The organism is Nocardia sp. NBC_00565, assembly GCF_036345915.1.
Taxonomy (GTDB): Bacteria; Actinomycetota; Actinomycetes; order Mycobacteriales; family Mycobacteriaceae; genus Nocardia.
The window spans coordinates 5,769,368-5,790,297 of sequence record NZ_CP107785.1 but is presented as its reverse complement, the minus strand read 5'-3'; the positions used below and the strand labels follow the sequence as shown (position 1 = coordinate 5,790,297).

3 protein-coding genes and 1 tRNA gene are annotated in these 20,930 nt (G+C 66.6%); 3 read left to right on the top strand and 1 reads right to left on the bottom strand.

Annotated elements, in window-relative coordinates; translation table 11 throughout:
- The first annotated feature begins 2 nt into the window (after positions 1-2).
- Positions 3-2,993 carry a UPF0182 family protein gene (locus OG874_RS26830; RefSeq protein WP_330249900.1) on the top strand — a complete coding sequence of 997 codons (2,991 nt, stop codon included), beginning with the start codon at positions 3-5 and terminating at the stop codon, positions 2,991-2,993.
- Positions 2,994-3,113: 120 nt separating this feature from the next.
- On the opposite strand, the gene OG874_RS26825 is transcribed toward OG874_RS26830, so the two are convergent.
- Positions 3,114-3,662 carry a transglycosylase family protein gene (locus tag OG874_RS26825; protein ID WP_330249899.1) on the bottom strand — a complete coding sequence of 183 codons (549 nt, stop codon included), beginning with the start codon at positions 3,660-3,662 and terminating at the stop codon, positions 3,114-3,116.
- Between the two features lie 575 nt (positions 3,663-4,237).
- On the opposite strand from OG874_RS26825, the gene OG874_RS26820 reads away from it, so the two are divergent.
- Positions 4,238-4,311 (top strand) — tRNA-Met (locus tag OG874_RS26820).
- 1,690 nt (positions 4,312-6,001) lie between these two features.
- Positions 6,002-20,893, top strand: a complete 14,892-nt coding sequence (locus tag OG874_RS26815) for an SDR family NAD(P)-dependent oxidoreductase (protein ID WP_330249898.1) — start codon at positions 6,002-6,004, stop codon at positions 20,891-20,893.
- The last annotated feature ends 37 nt before the right edge of the window (positions 20,894-20,930 follow it).

The following is a 20,930-nucleotide window of genomic DNA, read 5'->3' as shown; positions in this document are numbered from 1 at the left end:
TCGTGGGCATGCGGCCCCCCACCGGCTTACCTTCGTTGTCCCGACGCAGCCGAGTGCTGCTGGTGGCGGCCATCATTGTGGCGGCTCTGCTGCTGCTGGGACCGCGGCTGACCGACACCTATACGAACTGGTTGTGGTTCGGCGAGGTCGGTTTCCGCAGCGTCTATCTCACCGTATTGCGCACGCGCGTGCTGTTGTTGGTCGTCGTCGCGCTGTTCGTCGGTCTCGTGGTCTGGTTGGCGCTGTTGCTCGCCTACCGAACCAGGCCGGTGTTCGTGCCGGTGGCGGGTCCGAACGATCCGATCGCGCGCTATCGCACCACCGTGATGAGCTGGCTCAAGCTGTTCGGCGTCGGCATCCCGCTGCTGCTCGGCGTGCTGTCGGGCCTGGTGGCGCAGTCGAATTGGGTGACGGTGCAGCTGTTCCTCAACGGCGGCTCGTTCGGTCAGACCGATCCGCAGTTCGGCCTCGACGTCGGCTTCTACGCCTTCGATCTGCCCTTCTATCGCATGGTGCTGAACTGGCTGTTCGTCTCGGTGGTCATCGCGTTCTTCGCCAACCTGGTGACGCACTACGTCTTCGGCGGTCTGCGCCTGAGCGGACGCGAGGGCACGCTGACTCGGCCCGCGCGCATCCAGCTTGCCGTGATCGCCGGAATCTTCGTGCTGCTCAAGGCGGTTGCCTACTGGTTCGATCGCTACGAACTGCTGTCGAGCAGCCGCAAGGAGCCGACGTTCACCGGTGGTTCCTACACCGATATCAACGCCGTGCTGCCCGCGAAGCTGATCCTGTTGTCCATCGCGGTGATCTGCGCGATCGCCTTCTTCGCCGGAATCGTGCTGCGCGATCTGCGGGTGCCTGCGATGGCCGCCGCGCTGCTCGTGCTGTCCTCGATCCTGGTCGGCGCGGTGTGGCCGCTGGTGGTCGAGCAGTTCTCGGTGCGCCCGAACGCCGCGGACAAGGAGAGCGAGTACATCCAGCGCAATATCGCCGCCACCAGGCAGGCGTTCGGCATCACCTCGGACAAGATCGAGTACAAGGACTACAAGGGGGATAGTAAGAAGAGCCCGCTCGAGGTCCCGGTCGACGCGGCCACCATCGGCAACGCTCGGCTGCTCGATCCGAATATTCTCTCGCCCACCTTCACGCAGCTCAAGCAGCTGAAGAACTTCTACGGCTTCCCGGAGTCGCTGGATATCGACCGCTACAACCTCAGTGGCGACGTGCAGGACTACATCGTGGCCGCGCGCGAGCTGCATCCGTCCGCGCTGAGCGGCAACCAGACCGACTGGATCAACAAGCACACCGTCTACACCCACGGCAACGGTTTCGTCGCCGCCCCCGCCAATCGGGTCAACAAGCCGCAGTACGACGATCCGAACGCCAATTCCGGTGGCAGCAGCGACAGCGGCTATCCGATCTTCCTGGTCAGCGATCTGTTCAACACGACGGATCAGCAGCAGATCAAGGTCGACCAGCCGCGCGTCTACTACGGCGAGCTGATCTCGCAGTCCAACCCGGATTACGCGATCGTCGGCGGCGTGAGCGGCCAGCAGCCGCGCGAGTACGACTCCGACACCGCGCAATTCACCTACAACGGCAAGGGCGGCGTCTCGATCGGCAACTGGTTCAACCGGTTGGCCTTCGCCGCGAAGTACACCGAGCGCAATATCTTGTTCTCCTCCGCCATCGGTGACGACTCCAAGATCATCTTCAATCGCAGTCCGCGTGAGCGGGTGCAGAAGGTGGCGCCATGGCTGACCACCGACGGCAACGCCTACCCGGCGGTCGTCGGTGGCCGGATGCAGTGGATCGTCGACGCCTACACCACGCTGGACAACTACCCGTACGCGCAGTCCACCTCGCTGGAGGGCACGGAGGACAGCATCGACAAAAAGACCGGAAGACTGCTGCCGCGCAAGGAGGTCAGCTATATCCGGAACTCGGTGAAGGCCACCGTCGACGCCTACGACGGCACGGTGACCCTCTACGAGGTGGACCCCACCGACCCGGTGCTCAAGGCCTGGCGCGGTGTGTTCCCCGGCGCGGTCAAGTCAGAGAGCGAGATCTCCCCGGAGTTGCGCGCGCACTTCCGCTATCCCGAGGATATGTTCAAGGTGCAGCGCGAAATGCTGACCAAGTACCACGTGGACAATCCGCGAGAGTTCTTCACCAACAACGCTTTCTGGTCGGTGCCCAGCGATCCGACCGCCGAGGGCGGCACTTTCGACCAGCCGCCGTACTATGTGCTGCTCGGTGATCCGGCGACGAATAAGCCGGTGTTCAATTTGACCAGTGCCATGGTCGGCTACAACCGGCAATTCCTGTCCGCGTATATCTCGGTGCGTTCGGATCCGGACGGCTACGGCAAATTCACGATCTTGCAATTGCCGACCGATGCGCAGACACAGGGTCCGCAGCAGACGCAGAACAGCATGACGACAGCGCCCGAAGTCTCCAGTCAGAAAACATTGCTGTCGAACTCGAACAAGATCAGATACGGCAATCTGCTGACATTGCCGATCGCCGACGGCGGAATCCTCTATGTGGAGCCGTTTTACAACGAACGAAATACGGGCAGCTCCACCTTCCCGCAGCTACTGCGTGTACTGGTGAGCTATCGCGATGTGGCGGGCAGTGTGAAGGTCGGCTTCGCCTCCACTCTGGCCGACGCGCTGAATCAGGTGTTGCCGGGGACGGGTTCGCTGGCCACGCCGTTCGGCGGTGATCCGGCGAGCAGGCCGAAACCGGGTACGGCACCGCCGGTGGAACACGGCACCACGCCGCCGACCCAGGGCACCACGCCACCGGCGCAGGGCACCACACCGCCGCCCGCGACCGGAGCCGCCGCAAAGGATGCCGCGGCCGCGGACCTGAGCAAGAAGATCGAAAGTGTGCGAAATGCCATGAAGTCCGGCAACTTCCAGGACTTCGGCAAGGCGCTGGAGGAACTGGATGCCGCGGTGAAGGCCTACCAGGACGCCGGGCGCTGACCCGCTGAAACCGAGAACGGCCCCGTCACCCGAATCCGGGTGGCGGGGCCGTTCTAGTCGACGTCGGACGAACCGTACGTCACTCTCGGCGCCGTTGCCGAGTGACCTCGGGCTCGTGCGTCAGCGACCGAAAGAGTCGATCAGCGCGCTGTTCTGCTCCAGGAGCTGCTTGTACGGGCCTTCCAGGCCGTTCTGCTTGGCGAGCTCGAAACCGGCGGCCTTGGCCCGCTCGATGGCGGTATCGACGTTGGTGGTCGGGGCCGGGGCGGCCTGCGCGGGGGCGGCGGGCTCCGGCTCGACGACGGCCGGGCTCGGCTCGGACTCACCGGCGCGCAGGTACTGGCCGCAGACCGGCCAGGCGCCCGCGCCCTGGGTGGCGAGCACGTTCTCCGCGACGCGGATCTGCTCTTCCTTACTGGCGTGGTTGGCGGAACCGGCGCCACCATTGGCGGCCCAGGTGCCCTGCGAGAACTGCAGACCGCCGTAGTAGCCGTTTCCGGTGTTGATACCCCAGTTGCCACCGCTTTCGCACTGCGCGACGCCATCCCAGTTGTGGGCGGGGGCGGCCTCGGCGGTGCCGGCGGAAAGACCGAACGGGACGGCAACGAATGCGCCGGTGACGGCGACATAGCCGAGGGCGCGGGTGCTGAGCTTTCGGTACTTCGACATGATATTTTCCCTCCCCGCGTCCACCGCCCCGGCAAAAGAATCAGCCGAATCCCTGCCCCCAGGTGTGTCGGGGATCCTCGAACCGCGGGACAGGGTCGCCGGTGTTCGGCGGTTCGAGTTCGAGCCCATCTCGTTTGATCCGGGCCGTGGACCGACGGTAACGAAGAAATCTCATCAGATCACATCTTGATAACTTCGCCATTGCATGATGCGAATAACGTGTATATCAGTGTTTGTGCAGGTCGCGAATGCCTTAAGAATGGATTCTGGACGGTCTGTTATAGCAACGTTATGTGTTCGGGATCACTACGAAATAGTGGCACGGGTCACGTTTGAACCCGCTTGACCAACCGGGTTCGATTGCTTGCCGGGGCCCCCGGCGACTTTCTCGGCATCGGCTCGGGGACGACTCCGGCCGCCCTCTTCGGTCGCTGAGCCCGCCCTCGGACTGTCTGTGTGCCACGCCACCCGCGGCTGTGGTGACCCCCGCTCCGCGCTGTTGACCAGCGCAAACCCCCTGCAAGGTAGGCGATTTGCCTTCTGTGCGTAGACGTGTGTAATGTTGTGTTTACCGACGCGGGGTGGAGCAGCTCGGTAGCTCGCTGGGCTCATAACCCAGAGGTCGCAGGTTCAAATCCTGTCCCCGCTACAAGGGAAAACGACCCGGAACACATTGTTCCGGGTCGTTTTTCATTTCCCCATGAGAACGAATTTGGGAACCTCAGCCAAGTTCAGGATTCTGGATCCGCCGTCGGGTTCAGGGCGGCATCGCCCAGGAGGTGGTCCGCGAACCGCCGCATCCTGATCCATCCCCGGCGGCATGCGCGAGTAGGTCTCGAGGGTGAACGCCACATCGGCGTGACCGACTCGTTCGCTGACCACCTTCGGGCTGATCCCAGCGCGCCGGTCACGCAGGAGCGCCTCGGACCGTAGAACCGGATCTCAGGTAGCCCCGCCTCCGCCGCAAGACGCTTGAATCTCTCCCGGATCGAGTCCGGGTGAACGTGTCGACCCTCTCCCGGGTGAACGAGGTCGGGGTCCTGAACGGTTCGTACCCTGCGGCTTCGATCCCTCGGCGTTTCTTCCGTGCTACGGGTTTGCTGAGTAGATACTGTTCGTGACCGGGCGGCCCCCCGGGAACCGGCCGGCGGTCGCTATCCCCGGATCGCGGAGTCCTTGCGTCGACCGGCAGGGTGGCGGATTCCTCGCCCGAGGCATCCACACGTACCGTGGTCGGCTGCACCGGAGATGGCTGTCCGCATCGCCGATCCCGGCGGCCTCCGAGGTCCTGGCCGAAGGTCGCGTCGGTGAGATCTGGACCGGATCGGACTCTTCGTGGTCGGCCGACAGAAGGATCTCATCGTGGTGAACGGCCGCAACTACCACCCGAACGGCTCGCGCCGATCGATCACCGAGAACATCGGGATGTCGAGCACAGCGACTGCGGCAACGACGCCGGCGATCCATCGGATCCCCACTGCTAGCGCGCCGGAGCCGACTGGTGATCACCGCCTCGATCGAGCCTGCGTCTCGTCCTCAGCAGTGGGGATATCGGTTGGTTGACAAGGTCAAGATCATCCAAATACTGTGCAGTAACCATGACCCCTACTGCGCAGTAACCGTGACTCCTGTCCTACCGTTCGAACCCCGAGAGGGATCATTGTGTCGATCCACATCGCCGTAACGTAGGTGCTACGTAAACACCTCGTTCGGGCACTACCCCCTCTTGCGCGCGCCTCAATCTTCTGGCATGTCCCCGTAGCGCCTCAGTTTTCAGCGTCGCTCGCTGATCAGTTGCTCTGCTGAGCCCGGCGGCACAGCTCAGATCCAGTCTGGGCCTGGCCTGCACCATATCCTCGGGGCCCCAGGCCGCCTGTGGAAGACGCTCCGCATCCTTCGGTGCCTCTTCGCTGCGCCTCGACCGCGTCGAAATCCGCTATGTCGAAGCAGGAATCGTCTGAGTCGACCTACTTGTGAACTCGTTAGTTAGACCTACGAATTGATGGTGATATGACCTGCTCCGCGATCCGGATGGATGACGCGGGGGGCGGCGGCCGACCAGCGAGCTCCATCGACCAGGAGCCGCGGCGGGAACGCCGAATCGAGAACGCATTGCCGGCGGGGCGATTGGCAAGCGTTGATGTGGAGTTTCGGGACCGGTTGGCCAGGGTAGAAGAACGGAACTTGCTGGCCACGCTCGTCCTCGACTATCCGGCGGTGGGTGCGGTCGCGAAGTTCGTGCCGTCTCGCATTGCGGATGTCAACGGTGGCCGACAACAAACACACTGGTCAGAGGCTTACGGCGGGTTGCAGCACGCCGTGGGGAAGGATGTTCAGAGGTGAGCGGATCGGCGTTTGACGTCGCTATCGTTGGCATGTCCTGCAGAATGCCGGGCGCGGCCGATCTCGACAGTTTCTGGCAGCTGCTCAGGGCGGGGCGCGCCGCGATCGGCGCAGCTCCGCCCGGACGGGGGAGCATCACCGAGCGGGCCGGATTCGTTGATACCGCAGGGGAGTTCGACGCGGACTTCTTCGGGGTCTCGCCTGATGAGGCGCGGGCAATCGATCCGCAGCAGCTGCTGGCATTGGAGTTGAGCTGGGAGGCGTTCGAGGACGCGGGCCTGGCCGCAACGACACGCGATGCCCGGCGGTGTGGTGTGTTCCTCGGCTGCACCGGCAGCGATTTCGCCGGAATCGTGGCCTCCCAGGGCGGCCCGGGGGTCAGCCGCCACTCGCTATGCGGTGTCGAACGCGGCATCATCGCAAACCGCATCTCGAACTACTTCGGTTTCAGCGGCCCGAGCATCCTGGTCGACAGCGCCCAGGCATCCTCGCTGGTCGCGGTTCATCTGGCATGTGCGAGCCTGCGCAGCGGCGAGAGCGACATGGCCCTGGTCGGCGGGCTGAACCTGATTCTGTCGCCGACGAGCGGTGCGCGGATCGAGCAGTTCGGCGCGCAGTCGGCGCTTGGCGGGTGCTACGCATTCGATGCGCGGGCCGACGAGTTCGTGCGCGGCGAGGGTGGCGCCATGGTGGTGCTGAAACCACTGGCGCAGGCGGTCGCCGACGGCGACCGGATTCATGCGGTGATCCGTGGCAGTGCGGTCAACACCGGCAACGAACGCCGAGTGCTGAGCGCCCCGAGTCGGGATGCGCAGGCGGCGGCGATCCGCTCGGCTCTGGCCGCGGCAGGTGTCGAGGCGCCGTCGGTGCAGTACGTCGAATTGCACGGCACCGGAACACCCGCCGGTGATCCGGTGGAGGCCGCCGCGCTCGGCGAGACCTACGGAATGAGCCGGGCGCAGGATGCGCCGCTGGCCGTAGGATCGGTCAAGACGAATATCGGGCATCTGGAAGGTGCTTCCGGTATCGCGGGCCTGATCAAGACCGTGCTCTGTCTGACCCACCGAGAACTGGTGGCCAGTCTCGACTTCGAGACACCGAATCCGCGAATTCCACTCCAGGACTTGGGTTTACGGGTGGTGACGGGCACCGAGAACTGGCCCTTGGCCACCGTGCGCAGGGCAGCTGTGTCGTCGTTCGGCATGGGCGGATCGAATGCCCACGTGATCGTGGAAGAGGCGCCCGCCGTCGGGTCCGCCGCGTCCACGGTGGACGGCGCGGCCGGTGCGGTGCCGTGGGTGGTGTCGGCCCGCAGCGAGAGCGGCGTCGGTGCGCAAGCGGCCCGGCTGCGGGAATGGCTACTGCGCCATCCGGAGCTGGATGTGGTCGATGTGGCGCATTCGCTGCTGCGCACGCGAGCCCAAATGGATTGGCGCGGAAGCGTTGTCGGGCGGGATCGCGACGAGCTGCTGGCCGGTTTGGCAGCCCTGGCCGACCCGACCGCGCCTGCGGCGGCCATCGAGCCGACAACCGGGCGGGCCGAGCAGCGGCGGATCGCGTTCGTCTTCCCGGGGAATGGCAGCCAGTGGGAGGGTATGGCGCTCGGACTGCTGGCTGCGGGTGGGGCGTTCGCGGCATCGATCGCCGAATGTGAAGCGGCGCTTGCGCCGTACGTGGACTGGTCGCTGACGGCCGTACTGCGTCGCGAAGGCGACGCGCCCTCGCTGGACCGCGTGGATGTGGTGCAGCCGGCGCTGTTCGCGGTGATGGTCTCACTGGCTCGGATGTGGCGAGCGGCCGGCGTGGAGCCGGACGTGGTGATCGGCCATTCGCATGGCGAGATCGCCGCCGCCTACGTTGCCGGTGGACTGTCGCTGTCCGATGCGGCGCGTGTGGTGGCTCTCCGGTCCCGGGCGATCGCCGATGAGCTGGCCGGACACGGCGGTATGGTCTCGATCGGACTCGGCGCGGATGCGGTCCGGGAACGTCTTTCGGCGTATGGGGATCGGCTGTCATTGGCGGCGGTGAATGGACCGGCGCAAAGTGTGATATCCGGTGACGTTTCGGCGATGGCGGACTTCCTCGCCGACTGCGCCCACGACGGTGTGTGGGCCCGCCGGGTTCCGATAGATTACGCGTCGCATTCGAAGGCGATCGAGCGGATCCGCGATCGGCTGCTCGAGGAACTGGAGCCGATCCGCCCACAATCCGGGTCGGTGCCGTTCTTTTCCACGGTATTCGCCGACCGGTTGGATACGGCGGAACTGGACGCCGAATATTGGTACCGGTCGGAGCGGGAACCGATTCGATTCGCCGATGCTGTTACGGCGCTGATCGGGGACGGTATCACCGGATTCATCGAGGCAAGTCCGCATCCGGTGCTCACGATGGGTATCGGCCTGACCGCCGAGGCGGCCGGTGCAGCCGAGGGCGTATCTGTTGTCGGATCGTTGCGGCGCGGTGCGGGCGGCCCGGAACGGTTCATGGCGTCGCTGGCACAGGCTTACTGCGCCGGTGTGCAGGTGGATCCGCGCGCGTTGGTCTCCGGTGGGGCGCGGGTAGACCTGCCGCCATACGCGTTCCAGCGCCGTAACTTCTGGGCCGGTATGCCGGTCACTTCCGGTGGCTTCACCGGTGTCACCGACGTCGTTGCGGCAACCGAGGAGCAAAGTTCCGAGGGTCGAATTTCCGAGGGCAGGGAGCAGACCGGAGCGTGGGACGACGGCCCGCTGGCACGCAAATTGCTGGCGACCCCCGAATATCAGCGCGACACAGTAGTTCTCGATATCGTCGGTGAGCATGCTGCTGCCGTACTAGGCCACGGGTCGGCCCAGTCAATTCAGCCCGACCTGCCGTTCACCGAGCTCGGCCTCGACTCCGTGAGTGGGGTGGAGCTGCAGAACCGACTGACACGGGCCACCGGTGTGCCGCTGCCGAAGACGCTCATCTTCGACCATCCGACCGCGAATGCGGTTGTGACACTGCTGCGAGCACGGGTCACCGGAACCGACCGAGGCAAGCACCGGGTAGCGCGGCGCGCTGAGCTAACCCGCCCCGCCGGCTCCGCCGGCCGACCATCCCCGATGTCGGACGAACCGATCGCGATCGTTGGCATGGGTGCCCGATTCCCTGGTGGTGTGCGGTCCGCCGAGGACCTGTGGGACCTGATGATTGCGGGCCGGGACGTGATCGGCGAATTCCCCACCGACCGCGGTTGGGACCTGGACCGGCTATTCGACCCGGATCCCGATAAACCGGGAACGGTCTACACGCGCCACGGTGGATTCCTCAGCGGTGCAGGCGATTTCGACCCCGGCTTCTTCGGCATCAGCCCTCGCGAAGCGTTGGCGATGGATCCGCAGCAGCGGCTACTGCTCGAGACATCATGGGAAGCCCTGGAGGACGCGGGTATCGACCCGATGTCGTTGCGGGGCAGCGATACCGGCGTATTCGCTGGTGCCTGCTCGTCGGGCTACTCGCGACGGGTGACCGGTGACCTGGAGGGTTTCCGGCTGACCGGCACGTCGCACAGCGTCATTTCGGGCCGTGTCGCGTACGTGTTCGGTCTGGAAGGTCCGGCGGTGACGGTGGATACGGCGTGCTCGTCGTCGCTGGTGGCGTTACACCTGGCGTGCCAGGCGCTGCGTCAGGGCGACAGCTCGCTGGTTCTCGCCGGTGGTGTGACCGTTGCGGCCAGCCCGTATCTGTACGTGGACTTCGCCCGCCAGCGCGGCCTGTCACCGGATGGTCGCTGCAAGGCGTTCTCGGCCGCCGCCGACGGTGTGGCGTGGTCGGAGGGCTCGGGTGTTCTTGTGCTGGAACGACTTTCGGATGCACAGCGGCTCGGCCACAACATCCTGGCCGTTATTCGCGGAAGTGCGGTGAACCAAGACGGCGCGAGCAATGGTCTGACCGCACCGAACGGTCCGTCGCAGGAGCGGATGATTGCGCAGGCCCTCGCCAATGCGGGGATCTCGGCGGTCGATGTGGACGCTGTGGAGGCGCACGGGACCGGCACGACTCTGGGTGATCCGATCGAAGCACAGGCGTTGATCGCTGCCTACGGACAGGATCGCGGCGATCGGGAGCCGTTGCGGATCGGTTCCTTGAAGTCGAATATCGGCCATACCGTGGCCGCCGCCGGTGTGGCCGGTGTGATCAAGATGGTGCAGGCGATGCGGCACGAGCGGTTGCCGCGGACGCTGCACGTCGAGACGCCGTCGCCGCACGTGGATTGGGCCGCGGGCGCGGTGCGTTTGCTGACCGAAGCCGAACCGTGGATCGCAGGAGATCGGGTGCGTCGGGCGGGTGTGTCGTCGTTCGGGATCAGCGGCACCAACGCGCATGTGATCCTCGAAGAAGCACCTGCCGCACCGGTGACGGCTGCCGAGGAAGACACCGAGATCACCGTGCCGGTCACCCCATTGCTGGTGTCGGGTAAGGGCGAGGCAGGTCTGCGTGCGCAGGCCGCCCGGCTGCGTGCATGGTTGTCGGAGCGGCCGGAGATCGACGTCGCGGATGCGGCCTATGCGCTGGCGACGTCGCGGGCGCAGCTGGATTCGCGGAGCGTGGTACTCGGTCGCGATCGCGATGAGTTGCTCGAGCGGTTGGCGAGCCTTGCCGAATCGGGGACCGGCACCGGTGTCATCGGAGGTGTCGTCGGTTCGGGGCAGACGGCATTCTTGTTCACCGGTCAGGGTGCACAGCGGATCGGTATGGGCGCCGGCTTGTACGCGGCGTTCCCGGTATTCGCGGACGCGTTGGATTCGGTGTGCGCCCAGTTCGATCCGGTGCTGGAGTGCTCGCTCAAAGAGATCATGTTCAACGGCGTCGTCGCTGGTGGTACCGGTGTCACGGTGCTGGATCGGACGGAGTTCACCCAGCCCGCGTTGTTTGCCTTCGAGGTGGCGATGTATCGCTTGCTGGAGTCGTTCGGCGTCACCCCGAATGTGTTGATCGGCCATTCGATCGGAGAAGTCGCCGCCGCGTACATCGCGGGCCTGTGGTCGCTCGCGGACGCGTGCCGGTTGGTGGCGGCGCGCGGCCGTCTCATGGGTGCGCTGCCCGAGGGCGGAGCGATGCTGGCCATCGGAGCGTCCGAAACCGAAGTGAATGATGTTGTCGCCCGGTATCCCGGCCGAGTGTCGGTTGCCGCGGTGAACGCGCCGGCGGCTCTGGTGATCTCGGGTGACGAGGACGCGGTCGTCGAGATCGAGGCCCGATTCGCCGAGCGTGGCGCGAAGACGTCGCGGCTGCGGGTCAGCCATGCCTTCCACTCGCATCGGATGGAGCCGATGCTGGCCGAATTCGAGTCTGTGGCACAGGAGTTGACGTACCACCGGCTACGCCTGCCGGTGGTGTCGAATGTGTCCGGTCAGCTTGCCGGGGACGAAGTGACCGAACCTGCTTACTGGGTTCGGCAAGTGCGGGCCGCGGTGCGATTCGCGCCGGGGATCGAGACGTTGATCGCCTCGGGTGTGCGCCGGTTCCTGGAAGTGGGGCCCGACGCGGTGCTGGCGGCGATGACCCGGCAGACCCTTCCGGAGGACGCGGAGTCGGCGACGGTTGTCGCCGCGGCCGCACGCCGGGATCACGATGAGCCCCAACAGTTCTCGACGATGTTGGCGCACGCTCACACATCCGGTGTGCGGGTGGATTGGCTGCCACTGTTGCGTCGCCGGGCGATTCGACGAGTTCCCTTGCCCACGTACGCCTTCCGACACCAGCGCTTCTGGTTGCCGCCGCGTCCCGAAGCCACCGGCGACGCCCTTGCCCACCCGTTGCTCACCGGTGTGGTGCCGGTGGCCGGTAAGGACGAGTTCGTTTTCACCGGCCGGTTCTCGCTGCCGACCGACCCGTGGGTCGCCGACCATATGACCTACGGCACTGTGGTTCTGCCGAGCGCCGCCCTCGTCGAATTCCTACTCGTCGCGGGCAGCGGAATAGGTTGCGGCGTCGTCGAGGAACTGACCCTGGAGGCTCCGATACCGCCGTCGGAAGACGACGAGGTCGAACTCCAGGTGTCGGTGCAGGAGCCGGACCGGACCGGGCGACGGCAGTTCAGCTTCTACTTCCGTCAGGCGGGTCGCCGAGCGGGCGAATGGGTGCGCAACGCCAGCGGTGTACTGGCCCCTTCGTGGGACGGCGATGACGCGCTGCTGGACCAGCTGCGGGACGAGGCCTGGCCGCCGATCGACGCCGAAACTCTCGACCCATCATGGATTCCCGAGCGGATCGCCGAAGGATCCGGACTCGAATACGGCCCGGCGTTGATCGGTGTCGACGCCGCATGGCGGCGGGGCGAGACCGTCTTCTCCGAGATCACCCTGGATACGGCGGCCGCGCCCGAGCCGGAGCGGTTCGATCTGCATCCGGCTCTGCTCGACCTGGTGCTGCACGCCGGGCTGGCCGGGCTCCTCTGGCGCGATCAGGACAGCGATCCGGACACCGGCCGGTTGCTGTTCCGCTGGGGCGGAGCGCGGCTACACCAGCCGCTGGTCCGGGCGACGACGCTGCGGGTCATTGCGGTGGCGCGCGGACCGGAGACGATTTCCATAGCGGCCATTGACGATTCGGGACGGCCCGTGGTCTCCGTCGACGCGGTCGTCATGCGGCCCTATGACGTGAAACAGATGCGCGGCACACTGGCCGGGGATGCCGCCGACCTCTACGAGGTCCAGTGGACGCCCGCGGCGGTAGCGGCACCGAGCGTATCCGCGGACCGGATCGCCGTACTCGGTTCGAGCCCATCAGAACTCGCTGCGGCACAAGAGATTCCAGATTTCGTGAGCTGGCATCCGGAGGACAGCGCTGCGTCCGGCGATCCGGCGGCCGTTCGCGGCCACTTGGAAATGGTGCTGGCGACGGTGCAGGCTTGGCTGGCCGAGGATCGTCTGGCCGACACTCGGCTGGTCGTGGTGACCGCGAACGGTGCCGCGCTGCCGGGTGAGGCACCGGATCTCGCCGCGGCGGCCGTCTGGGGCCTGATACGCAGCGCCCAATCCGAATATCCGGGCCGGTTCGTTCTCGTCGACACCGATCCGTCGGCCGTTGCGCCCATGGATGATCCGACGCTGGTCGGTGCGGTGATCGCGGCGGGCGAACCACAGGCCGCGGTGCGCGCCGGAGCGGTGCTCGTACCCCGACTGGCGAGAGCACGAGCGGAGCGCGAGGCCGAGCCGAAGCCGGCCCACCCGTCGCCCGACCACCACCCCTCATCGAGTCGCTCCGCGACGCTGTTGTTCGGTACCGGTACTGTCCTGATCACCGGTGGCACCGGTGGCCTCGGCGCACTGGTGGCTCGACATCTGGTCGCCGCGCACGGAGTCCGCCATCTGCTGCTGGTGTCCAGGCGGGGCGAAACCGCCGACGGTGCAATGGAATTGATGTCCGAGCTGTCCGAAGCCGGTGCGGCTGTCCGGGTGGCGGCCTGCGATGTGGGCGATCGAGATGCCGTCGGTTCTCTGCTCGATTCGATAGCAGCCGATCATCCGCTGACCGGTGTGGTCCATGCGGCGGGTGTCCTTGACGACGGCACCCTCGCGGGCCTGACCGCCGAGCAACTGCGGCGAGTGTTCGACTCGAAGGCCGCAGCCGCATGGCACCTGCATGAACTCACTCGCGACCGTGACCTGTCGGCCTTCGTGCTGTTCTCGTCTGTCGCGGCAACGATCGGATCGGCGGGACAGGGCAACTACGCGGCAGCCAACGCATTCCTCGACGCGCTGGCGCACCGTCGCCGAGTTGAAGGGCTGTCCGCGATAGCACTGGGCTGGGGGCCCTGGAATTCCGCAAGCGGTATGGCCGGCGGCTTGGACCGCAGCGCCGTCGCTCGCTGGGAAAGGCTCGGTCTCTACTCGCTCGAGAACGACGAAGGTCTGCGGCTGTTCGATGCGGCCACCGGCCGCGCCGCCGCGCACCTGGCAGTGATTCGGTTCGACCCGGCGCAACTGCGGCGCGAAGCGCACGACGGTGCGGCACCGGCGGTGCTGCGCGGTTTTCTGCCCCGCACCCCGGACCGGACCGCGGCCGCGTCGAGTTCGCTGGGCACCCGACTGAGCCGGGTACCGCAGGCCCAACGCGCCGCGGTGGTGCTCGACCTGGTCCGGGAGCACGCGGCGGCCGTGCTGGGGCACGGTTGCGCCGAAGACGTCAACCCGGCCGACCGATTCGACGCACTGGGATTCGACTCGCTCGGCGGCGTCGAATTCCGCAACCGGTTGTCGAAGGCCACCGGTGTCCAGCTACCGTCCACCCTGGTCTTCGACCACCCCACCGCCGCGGCGGTCGCTACCCTCCTGCACTCCAGGATCGAGGGAACAGCGTCCGATTCCAGGACCGCACGGGTGCCGCGCCGTACACGCGTGGACGAACCCATCGCGATCGTTGGCATGGCCTGCCGGTTCCCCGGCGGCGTGGAATCGCCGGACGCGCTATGGGATCTGGTTGCTTCCGGAAGAGATGCGACCGGTGAGTTCCCGTCGGATCGTGGCTGGGATCTGGAGCGGATGTTCGACCCGGATCCGGACAAGCCGGGGACGGTCTATGCCCGGCGCGGTGGATTCCTTTATGACGCAGGTGATTTCGATCCGGGCTTTTTCGGGATCGGTCCGCGTGAGGCCTCGGCGATGGATCCGCAGCAGCGGTTGCTGCTGGAGGTGTCCTGGGAAGCGCTCGAGCATGCGGGGATCGACCCGACGTCGTTGCGCGGCACCGACACCGGCGTCTACACGGGCGTGATGTACCAGGACTACGAGGCGGTGACCGGCAAGGCCGGGCCCGAGGTCGAGGGGTATGTCCTCACCGGTGGTCTGGGGAGTGTGGCTTCCGGACGGGTGGCCTATGCGCTGGGTCTGGAAGGCCCGGCGATGACGGTGGATACCGCCTGCTCGTCGTCGCTGGTGGCGCTGCACCTGGCCTGCCAGGCGCTGCGCCAGGGGGAGAGTTCGTTTGCGTTGGTCGGTGGCGCGACGGTGATGTCGACGCCGATGGTGTTCCAGGAGTTCTCGCGGCAGCGTGGTTTGGCGCGCGACGGTCGGTGCAAGTCGTTTTCGGCCGCGGCCGACGGTGTCGCCTGGTCCGAGGGCGCCGCGGTGCTGGTGGTGGAGCGTCTGTCGGATGCGCGTCGTCTGGGCCACAACGTGTTGGCGGTGGTGCGTGGCAGTGCGATCAATCAGGACGGTGCGAGCAATGGTTTGACGGCGCCGAACGGTCCGTCGCAGGAGCGGGTGGTCGCGGCGGCGCTGGCGAATGCCGGATTGCGTCCACGGGATGTGGATGTGGTCGAGGCGCACGGTACGGGAACGGCTTTGGGCGACCCGATCGAGGCGCAGGCGTTGATCGCCACCTACGGGCAGGATCGTGCGGGCGATCCGTTGCGTCTTGGTTCGCTCAAGTCGAATATCGGTCACAGCCAGGCGGCGGCGGGTGTCGGCGGTGTGATCAAGATGGTGCAGGCCCTGCGGCACGAGACGCTGCCGAAGACATTGCACGTGGATGCGTTATCGCCGCATGTGGATTGGTCGGCGGGGTCGGTCCAGGTGTTGACCGAGGCGCAGGCGTGGTCGGCCGGTGACCGGGTGCGCCGGGCCGGGGTGTCGTCATTCGGGATCAGTGGCACCAACGCGCACGTGATCATCGAGGAGGCTCCGGCCCAGGCGGCATCGGTGCCCGAGCACGATTCGGGCGGAATCGATATTGCTGTGCCGTGGACGGTGTCGGCCAAATCGGAGGAGGGCCTGCGGGCTCAGGCCGAGCGGTTGCGGGCGTGGTTGGCCGATCGTCCGGAGGTCGAGATCTGGTCGGTGGCACGGTCATTGGTGGACTCCCGGGCATTGCTGGACCGTCGGGCGGTCGTCGTAGGTCGGGATCGAGATGAGCTGCTGGCGGGTCTGGCCGATGTGGCGGCGGATTCGCCGGGCACGATCGAGGGGACGGCGGGTTCGGGGAAGACGGCGTTCCTGTTCACGGGTCAGGGTGCGCAGCGGGCGGGAATGGGCGCGGGGCTGTACGAGGCGTTCCCGGTGTTCGCGGCTGCGATCGACGAGGTGTGCGCACAGGTCGATCCGTTGTTGGGCCGGGTCCACCCGTCGCCTGACCACCACCCCTCGAGGAGCTCCGCGCTGTCCTTGAAGGAGCTGATGTTCGCCGACGCCGAGGGTGTGTTGGATCGGACCGAATTCACCCAACCGGCCTTGTTCGCGTTCGAGGTGGCGTTGTTCCGGTTGATCGAGTCATTCGGTGTGACACCGGATCTGCTGATCGGGCATTCGATCGGTGAGTTGGCGGCGGCGTATGTGGCCGGGGTGTGGTCGCTCGAGGATGCGTGTGCGCTGGTTGTGGCGCGCGGTCGGTTGATGGGTGCCTTGCCGGCGGGCGGGGCAATGCTCGCGATCGCGGTGTCGGAGGCCGAGGCGGAGGAGGTGCTGGCCGAGTACGGCGGTCGGGTGTCGTTGGCAGCGGTGAACGGCCCATCATCGGTGGTGCTGTCCGGGGAAGTGTCCGCGATAGACGAGATCAGTGACGGGCTTGTCGGGGAGGGAGTGAAGACCTCCCGGCTACGGGTCAGCCACGCGTTCCACTCGGTGCTGATGGAGCCGATGCTCGACGAGTTCCGGTCTGTCGCCGAAGGATTGACGTATCGGGAGCCGTCGTTGCCGATCGTGTCGAATGTTTCGGCGGTCGTGGTCGCTGCCGAGCTGACCGATCCCGAGTACTGGGTCGAGCAGGTGCGGGGGTGCGTCCGGTTCGCGTCGGGGATCGACGTTCTGGTCGAGGCTGGTGTGCGGCGGTTCGTGGAGATCGGACCGGATGCGGTGCTGGCCGCGATGACTCGGCAATGCCTTGTCGAGACTCCGGCCGCCGAGGCCAAGTCAACGGTGGTCGCGGCCGCCCGGCGCTCGATCGACGAGCCGACCCAGTTCGTGTCCGCGCTGGCACAGGCCGCTGTCGTCGGCGTAGGGGTTGACTGGACGCCGCTGTATGGGGGCCGTCCCACGAATCGGATTACGTTGCCCACCTACGCCTTCCAGCATCGACGCTACTGGGCGCAGCCGGTCGACGCACCGGACCTGTGGCAGTCGGGACTGGACGATGCGGGGCACCCGCTGTTGGGTGCGATGGTGCGGTTGCCGGATTCCCAGGACGTGGTGTTCACCGGGAGGCTGTCACGAGCCGGTCATCCGTGGCTGGCCGATCATGCCGTCACCGGGGTGACATTGCTGCCCGGCGCCGCCCTCGTGGAGCTGGCCCTGCACGTGGGAACGGTGGTGGAATGCCCGCGACTGGCGGAGTTGGTGATCGAGGCACCCCTGCCGATACCGGCCACCGGGGCCGTCGAGTTGCGGGTGGTAGCGGGCGGACCGGATGACACCGGTGCGCGGACAGTGTCGGTGTACTCGCGGTCCAACGATGGTGATTCGGACTCGCGCGACGACGATGCGGACCAGTGGGTTCGCCACGCGGTCGCGACGGTCACCGCCGGGTCGGACACGCTCTCGGTCGACTCCGATCTGGTGAGCTGGCCGCCCGCGGGTGCGACGGCGATAGCGATCGATCACGCCTACGCGGATCTGGCCGAGCGCGGCTATGAGTACGGACCGGCGTTCCGCGGACTGACCGCCCTGTGGCGGCGCGACGGTGAGGTGTTCGCGGAGGTCGTCCTGCCGGAGTCCGCACGATCCGACGGCGCGAAATACGGTGTGCATCCGGCATTGTTGGATGCCGCACTACACGCGATCCTGCTCGGTGGGCTGGCTCCGGACACCCGGGCCGGTGCGATCGCCGTCCCGTTCTCCTGGGAGAACATCGCCCTGTATGCGACGGGCGCGACCACCGTGCGGGTGCGTGCCGCCGTGACCGGCTCCGGGCCGGGGGGTGAGCGGATAACTGTAGCCCTCGCCGACCCGGCGGGCGTGGCGGTGGCCGAAGTGGGGGCACTGACGCTGCGGATGTTGTCGGCCGATGCGCTCGGCTCGGCGCACCGTCGAACCGAAGGCGTTGGCTACGAGGTGAATTGGGTCGTGCTACCCGAGCCCGCGGGTGAGCTCATCGCGGTCGACACCTGGAGCCTCGCCGATGACGGTGACGGTGACGGTGACGGTGAAACCGTGACGATCGCGGGACGGGACGCGACGGTGTTGCGGCTCGACGCCACGGCCGTCGACGGCGATCTCCCTGCGGCGGTACGGGATCGGGTCACCGAACTCGCGGTGCGGGTGCAGCGGCTGCTGACACAGGACCGGCGCATCGTCGTGGTGACCCGGCACGCGGTCGCGGTACATCCACACGAGTCGGTCGACCTGCCCACGGCAGCGGTGTGGGGTCTGCTGCGTACGGCACAGAGTGAGAACCCGGACCGGATTCTGCTCGTCGATGTCGAGGACTGGGCGGATTATCGGACCGCCGTGGCCCTGGCTTCGGGCGACGAACCCCAGCTGGCCGTGCGGCGCGGAAAGGCGCATGCGCCGCGCCTGAATCGCGGTGGTGCGAACCCGCTCGAAGTCGCGTCGCGAGACGCCTCGGCATGGGCGCTGACTCTGCGTGACAAGGGCACGTTGACCGCGGACAACTTCGGTCTGAGCGACCATCCGAGTGCGTTGGAACCGCTTGCACCAGGCCAGGTCCGGGTGAGTATGCGGTCGGTCGGCCTCAACTTCCGAGATGTGCTGATGGCACTCGGTACCTACCCCGACAAGGCGGAGCGAATCGGTGGTGAGGGAGCCGGGGTCGTGGTGCAGGTCGCACCGGATGTGACCGAATTCGCGCCCGGTGACCGGGTTTTCGGGTTGATCCCGGGTGTCGGATCGGTGGCGGTGGTCGATCGCCGACTGCTTGCGCCGATCCCGCGCGGCTGGTCCTTCGCCCAGGCCGCGGCGATTCCCATCGTCTACGCGACCGCCTACTACGGCCTTGTCGACCTGGCCGATGCGCGGCCCGGTGAGACGCTGCTACTGCATGCGGCGACCGGTGGCGTTGGCCTGGCGGCCGTGCAACTCGCGCGACACCTGGGCCTGCGGTTGTTGGTCACCGCCAGTGAGCCCAAGTGGAATGTGTTGCGCGATTTGGGGTTCGACGACTCCGATATCGGAAACTCGCGCACACTGGATTTCGAGCAGAAATTCCTCGACGCCACCGGCGGTCGCGGTGTGGACATCGTATTGGATTCGCTGGCAGGCGAATTCGTGGATGCGTCCTTGCGTCTGCTGCCGCGCGGTGGTCGGTTCGTCGAGATGGGCATGATCGACCGGCGTGATCCGGTCGAGGTCGCCGCCGAGCATCCGGGCGTGGATTACCACAGTTTCATGCTGATGGAGGCGGGTCCGGATCGGCTGCACGAGATTCTGACCGCGCTGGTCGAGCTTTTCGAGGCCGGGACTCTGGCGCCGTACCCGACCATCGCGTGGGACCTGCGGCAGACGCCGGACGCCTACCGGTACCTGAGCCAGGCCCGGCATATCGGCAAGAATGTGCTCACCGTGCCGGTGCCGTTGCGGCCCGAGGGCACTGTTCTCATCACCGGCGGCACCGGAGGATTGGGCGCTGTGGCCGCGCGACACCTGATCACCGCGCATGGTGTGCGCAGGCTGGTGTTGGCAGGTAGGCGTGGTCCGGAAGCGCCCGGCGCGACCGAACTCGCCGCCGAGCTGACCGCGCTCGGTGCGCATGTGGACGTGGTCGCGTGTGACGCGGCTGATCGAGCCGCACTGGACGCGGTGTTGGCGGCAATACCGTCGCAGCATCGGTTGACCGGTGTCGTGCATGCGGCGGGTGTGCTGGCCGACGGTCTGCTCGCCACCATGACGCCGGAGCAGATCGCGACGGTGCTGCGGCCCAAGGTCGATGCGGCCTGGAATCTGCACGAGGCGACCAAGGACCTGGATCTGTCGGCGTTCGTGCTGTACTCCTCGATCGCGGGCGTGATCGGCAATCCGGGCCAGGCGAACTATGCGGCCGCCAATGTCTTCCTCGATGCGTTGGCACAACACCGGCACGTCACCGGTCTGCCCGCGACGTCGGTGATATGGGGGCCATGGGAGCAGAGCGGCGGTATGACCAGCGCGCTCGGCGAGGCCGATATCGCCCGTTTGCGGCGCGAAGGTCTCCTTCCGTTGGGCGACGAGGACGGCATGGGGCTGTTCGACGCCGCGCTGGCGGGCGGCCGGTCGGCGTTCGTGGCGGTCCGGATCGACCGGACCGCGCTCGGCGAGGCGGCTCCCGAGGATCTGCGCGCGGTTATGCGGGATGTATCTGCGGCGCGCAGCGCCACCGTTGAGGGTGGTGGTGGGCGACGGGAGGGCTTGTCGCGGCCCTCGCACCGCCGGGCGGCTACGACGAGTGCGCCGCCGACAGCGTCGAATGGGCACTCCGCGGGCTCCGCGTCTTTGGTGGCGCAACTGCTCGGCCGCCCGACAGCCGAACAAGAACGTCTCATCCTCGACGTGATCCGCACCCAGGCCGCGGTCGTTCTGGGACACACCAGCGCGGACTCGACCCCTCCGGACAAGCCGTTCAGCGATATCGGGTTCGACTCGCTCGGCGTGATGGAATTCCGCAACCGGCTGAAATCGGCCGTGGGCGTGCAGTTGTCCGCAACCGCGATGTTCGACTATCCCACCCCGGAGGCGCTGGCCGGTTTCATCCGGCAGGAGATCGTTCCGGTCGACGACCCCGCGCAACGTATCGCGACCGAGATCGAGTCGCTGGCGCGCAGTTGTGCCACGGCCGAGCTGTCGGCTGTGGACCGGTCGGCTATCGCAAGCAGTTTGACCGCACTGTTGCGTGAGCTCGAAGGCAAGGACATCGGCGAAATCGACTTGGGCGGCGACCCCGACAGTCTCGAAACCGCGGACGACCGCGAGCTTTTCGAATTCATCGACCAAATCAGTTGAAGCACGTTCCGCGACCACCTCAGCTGAGCACACACGA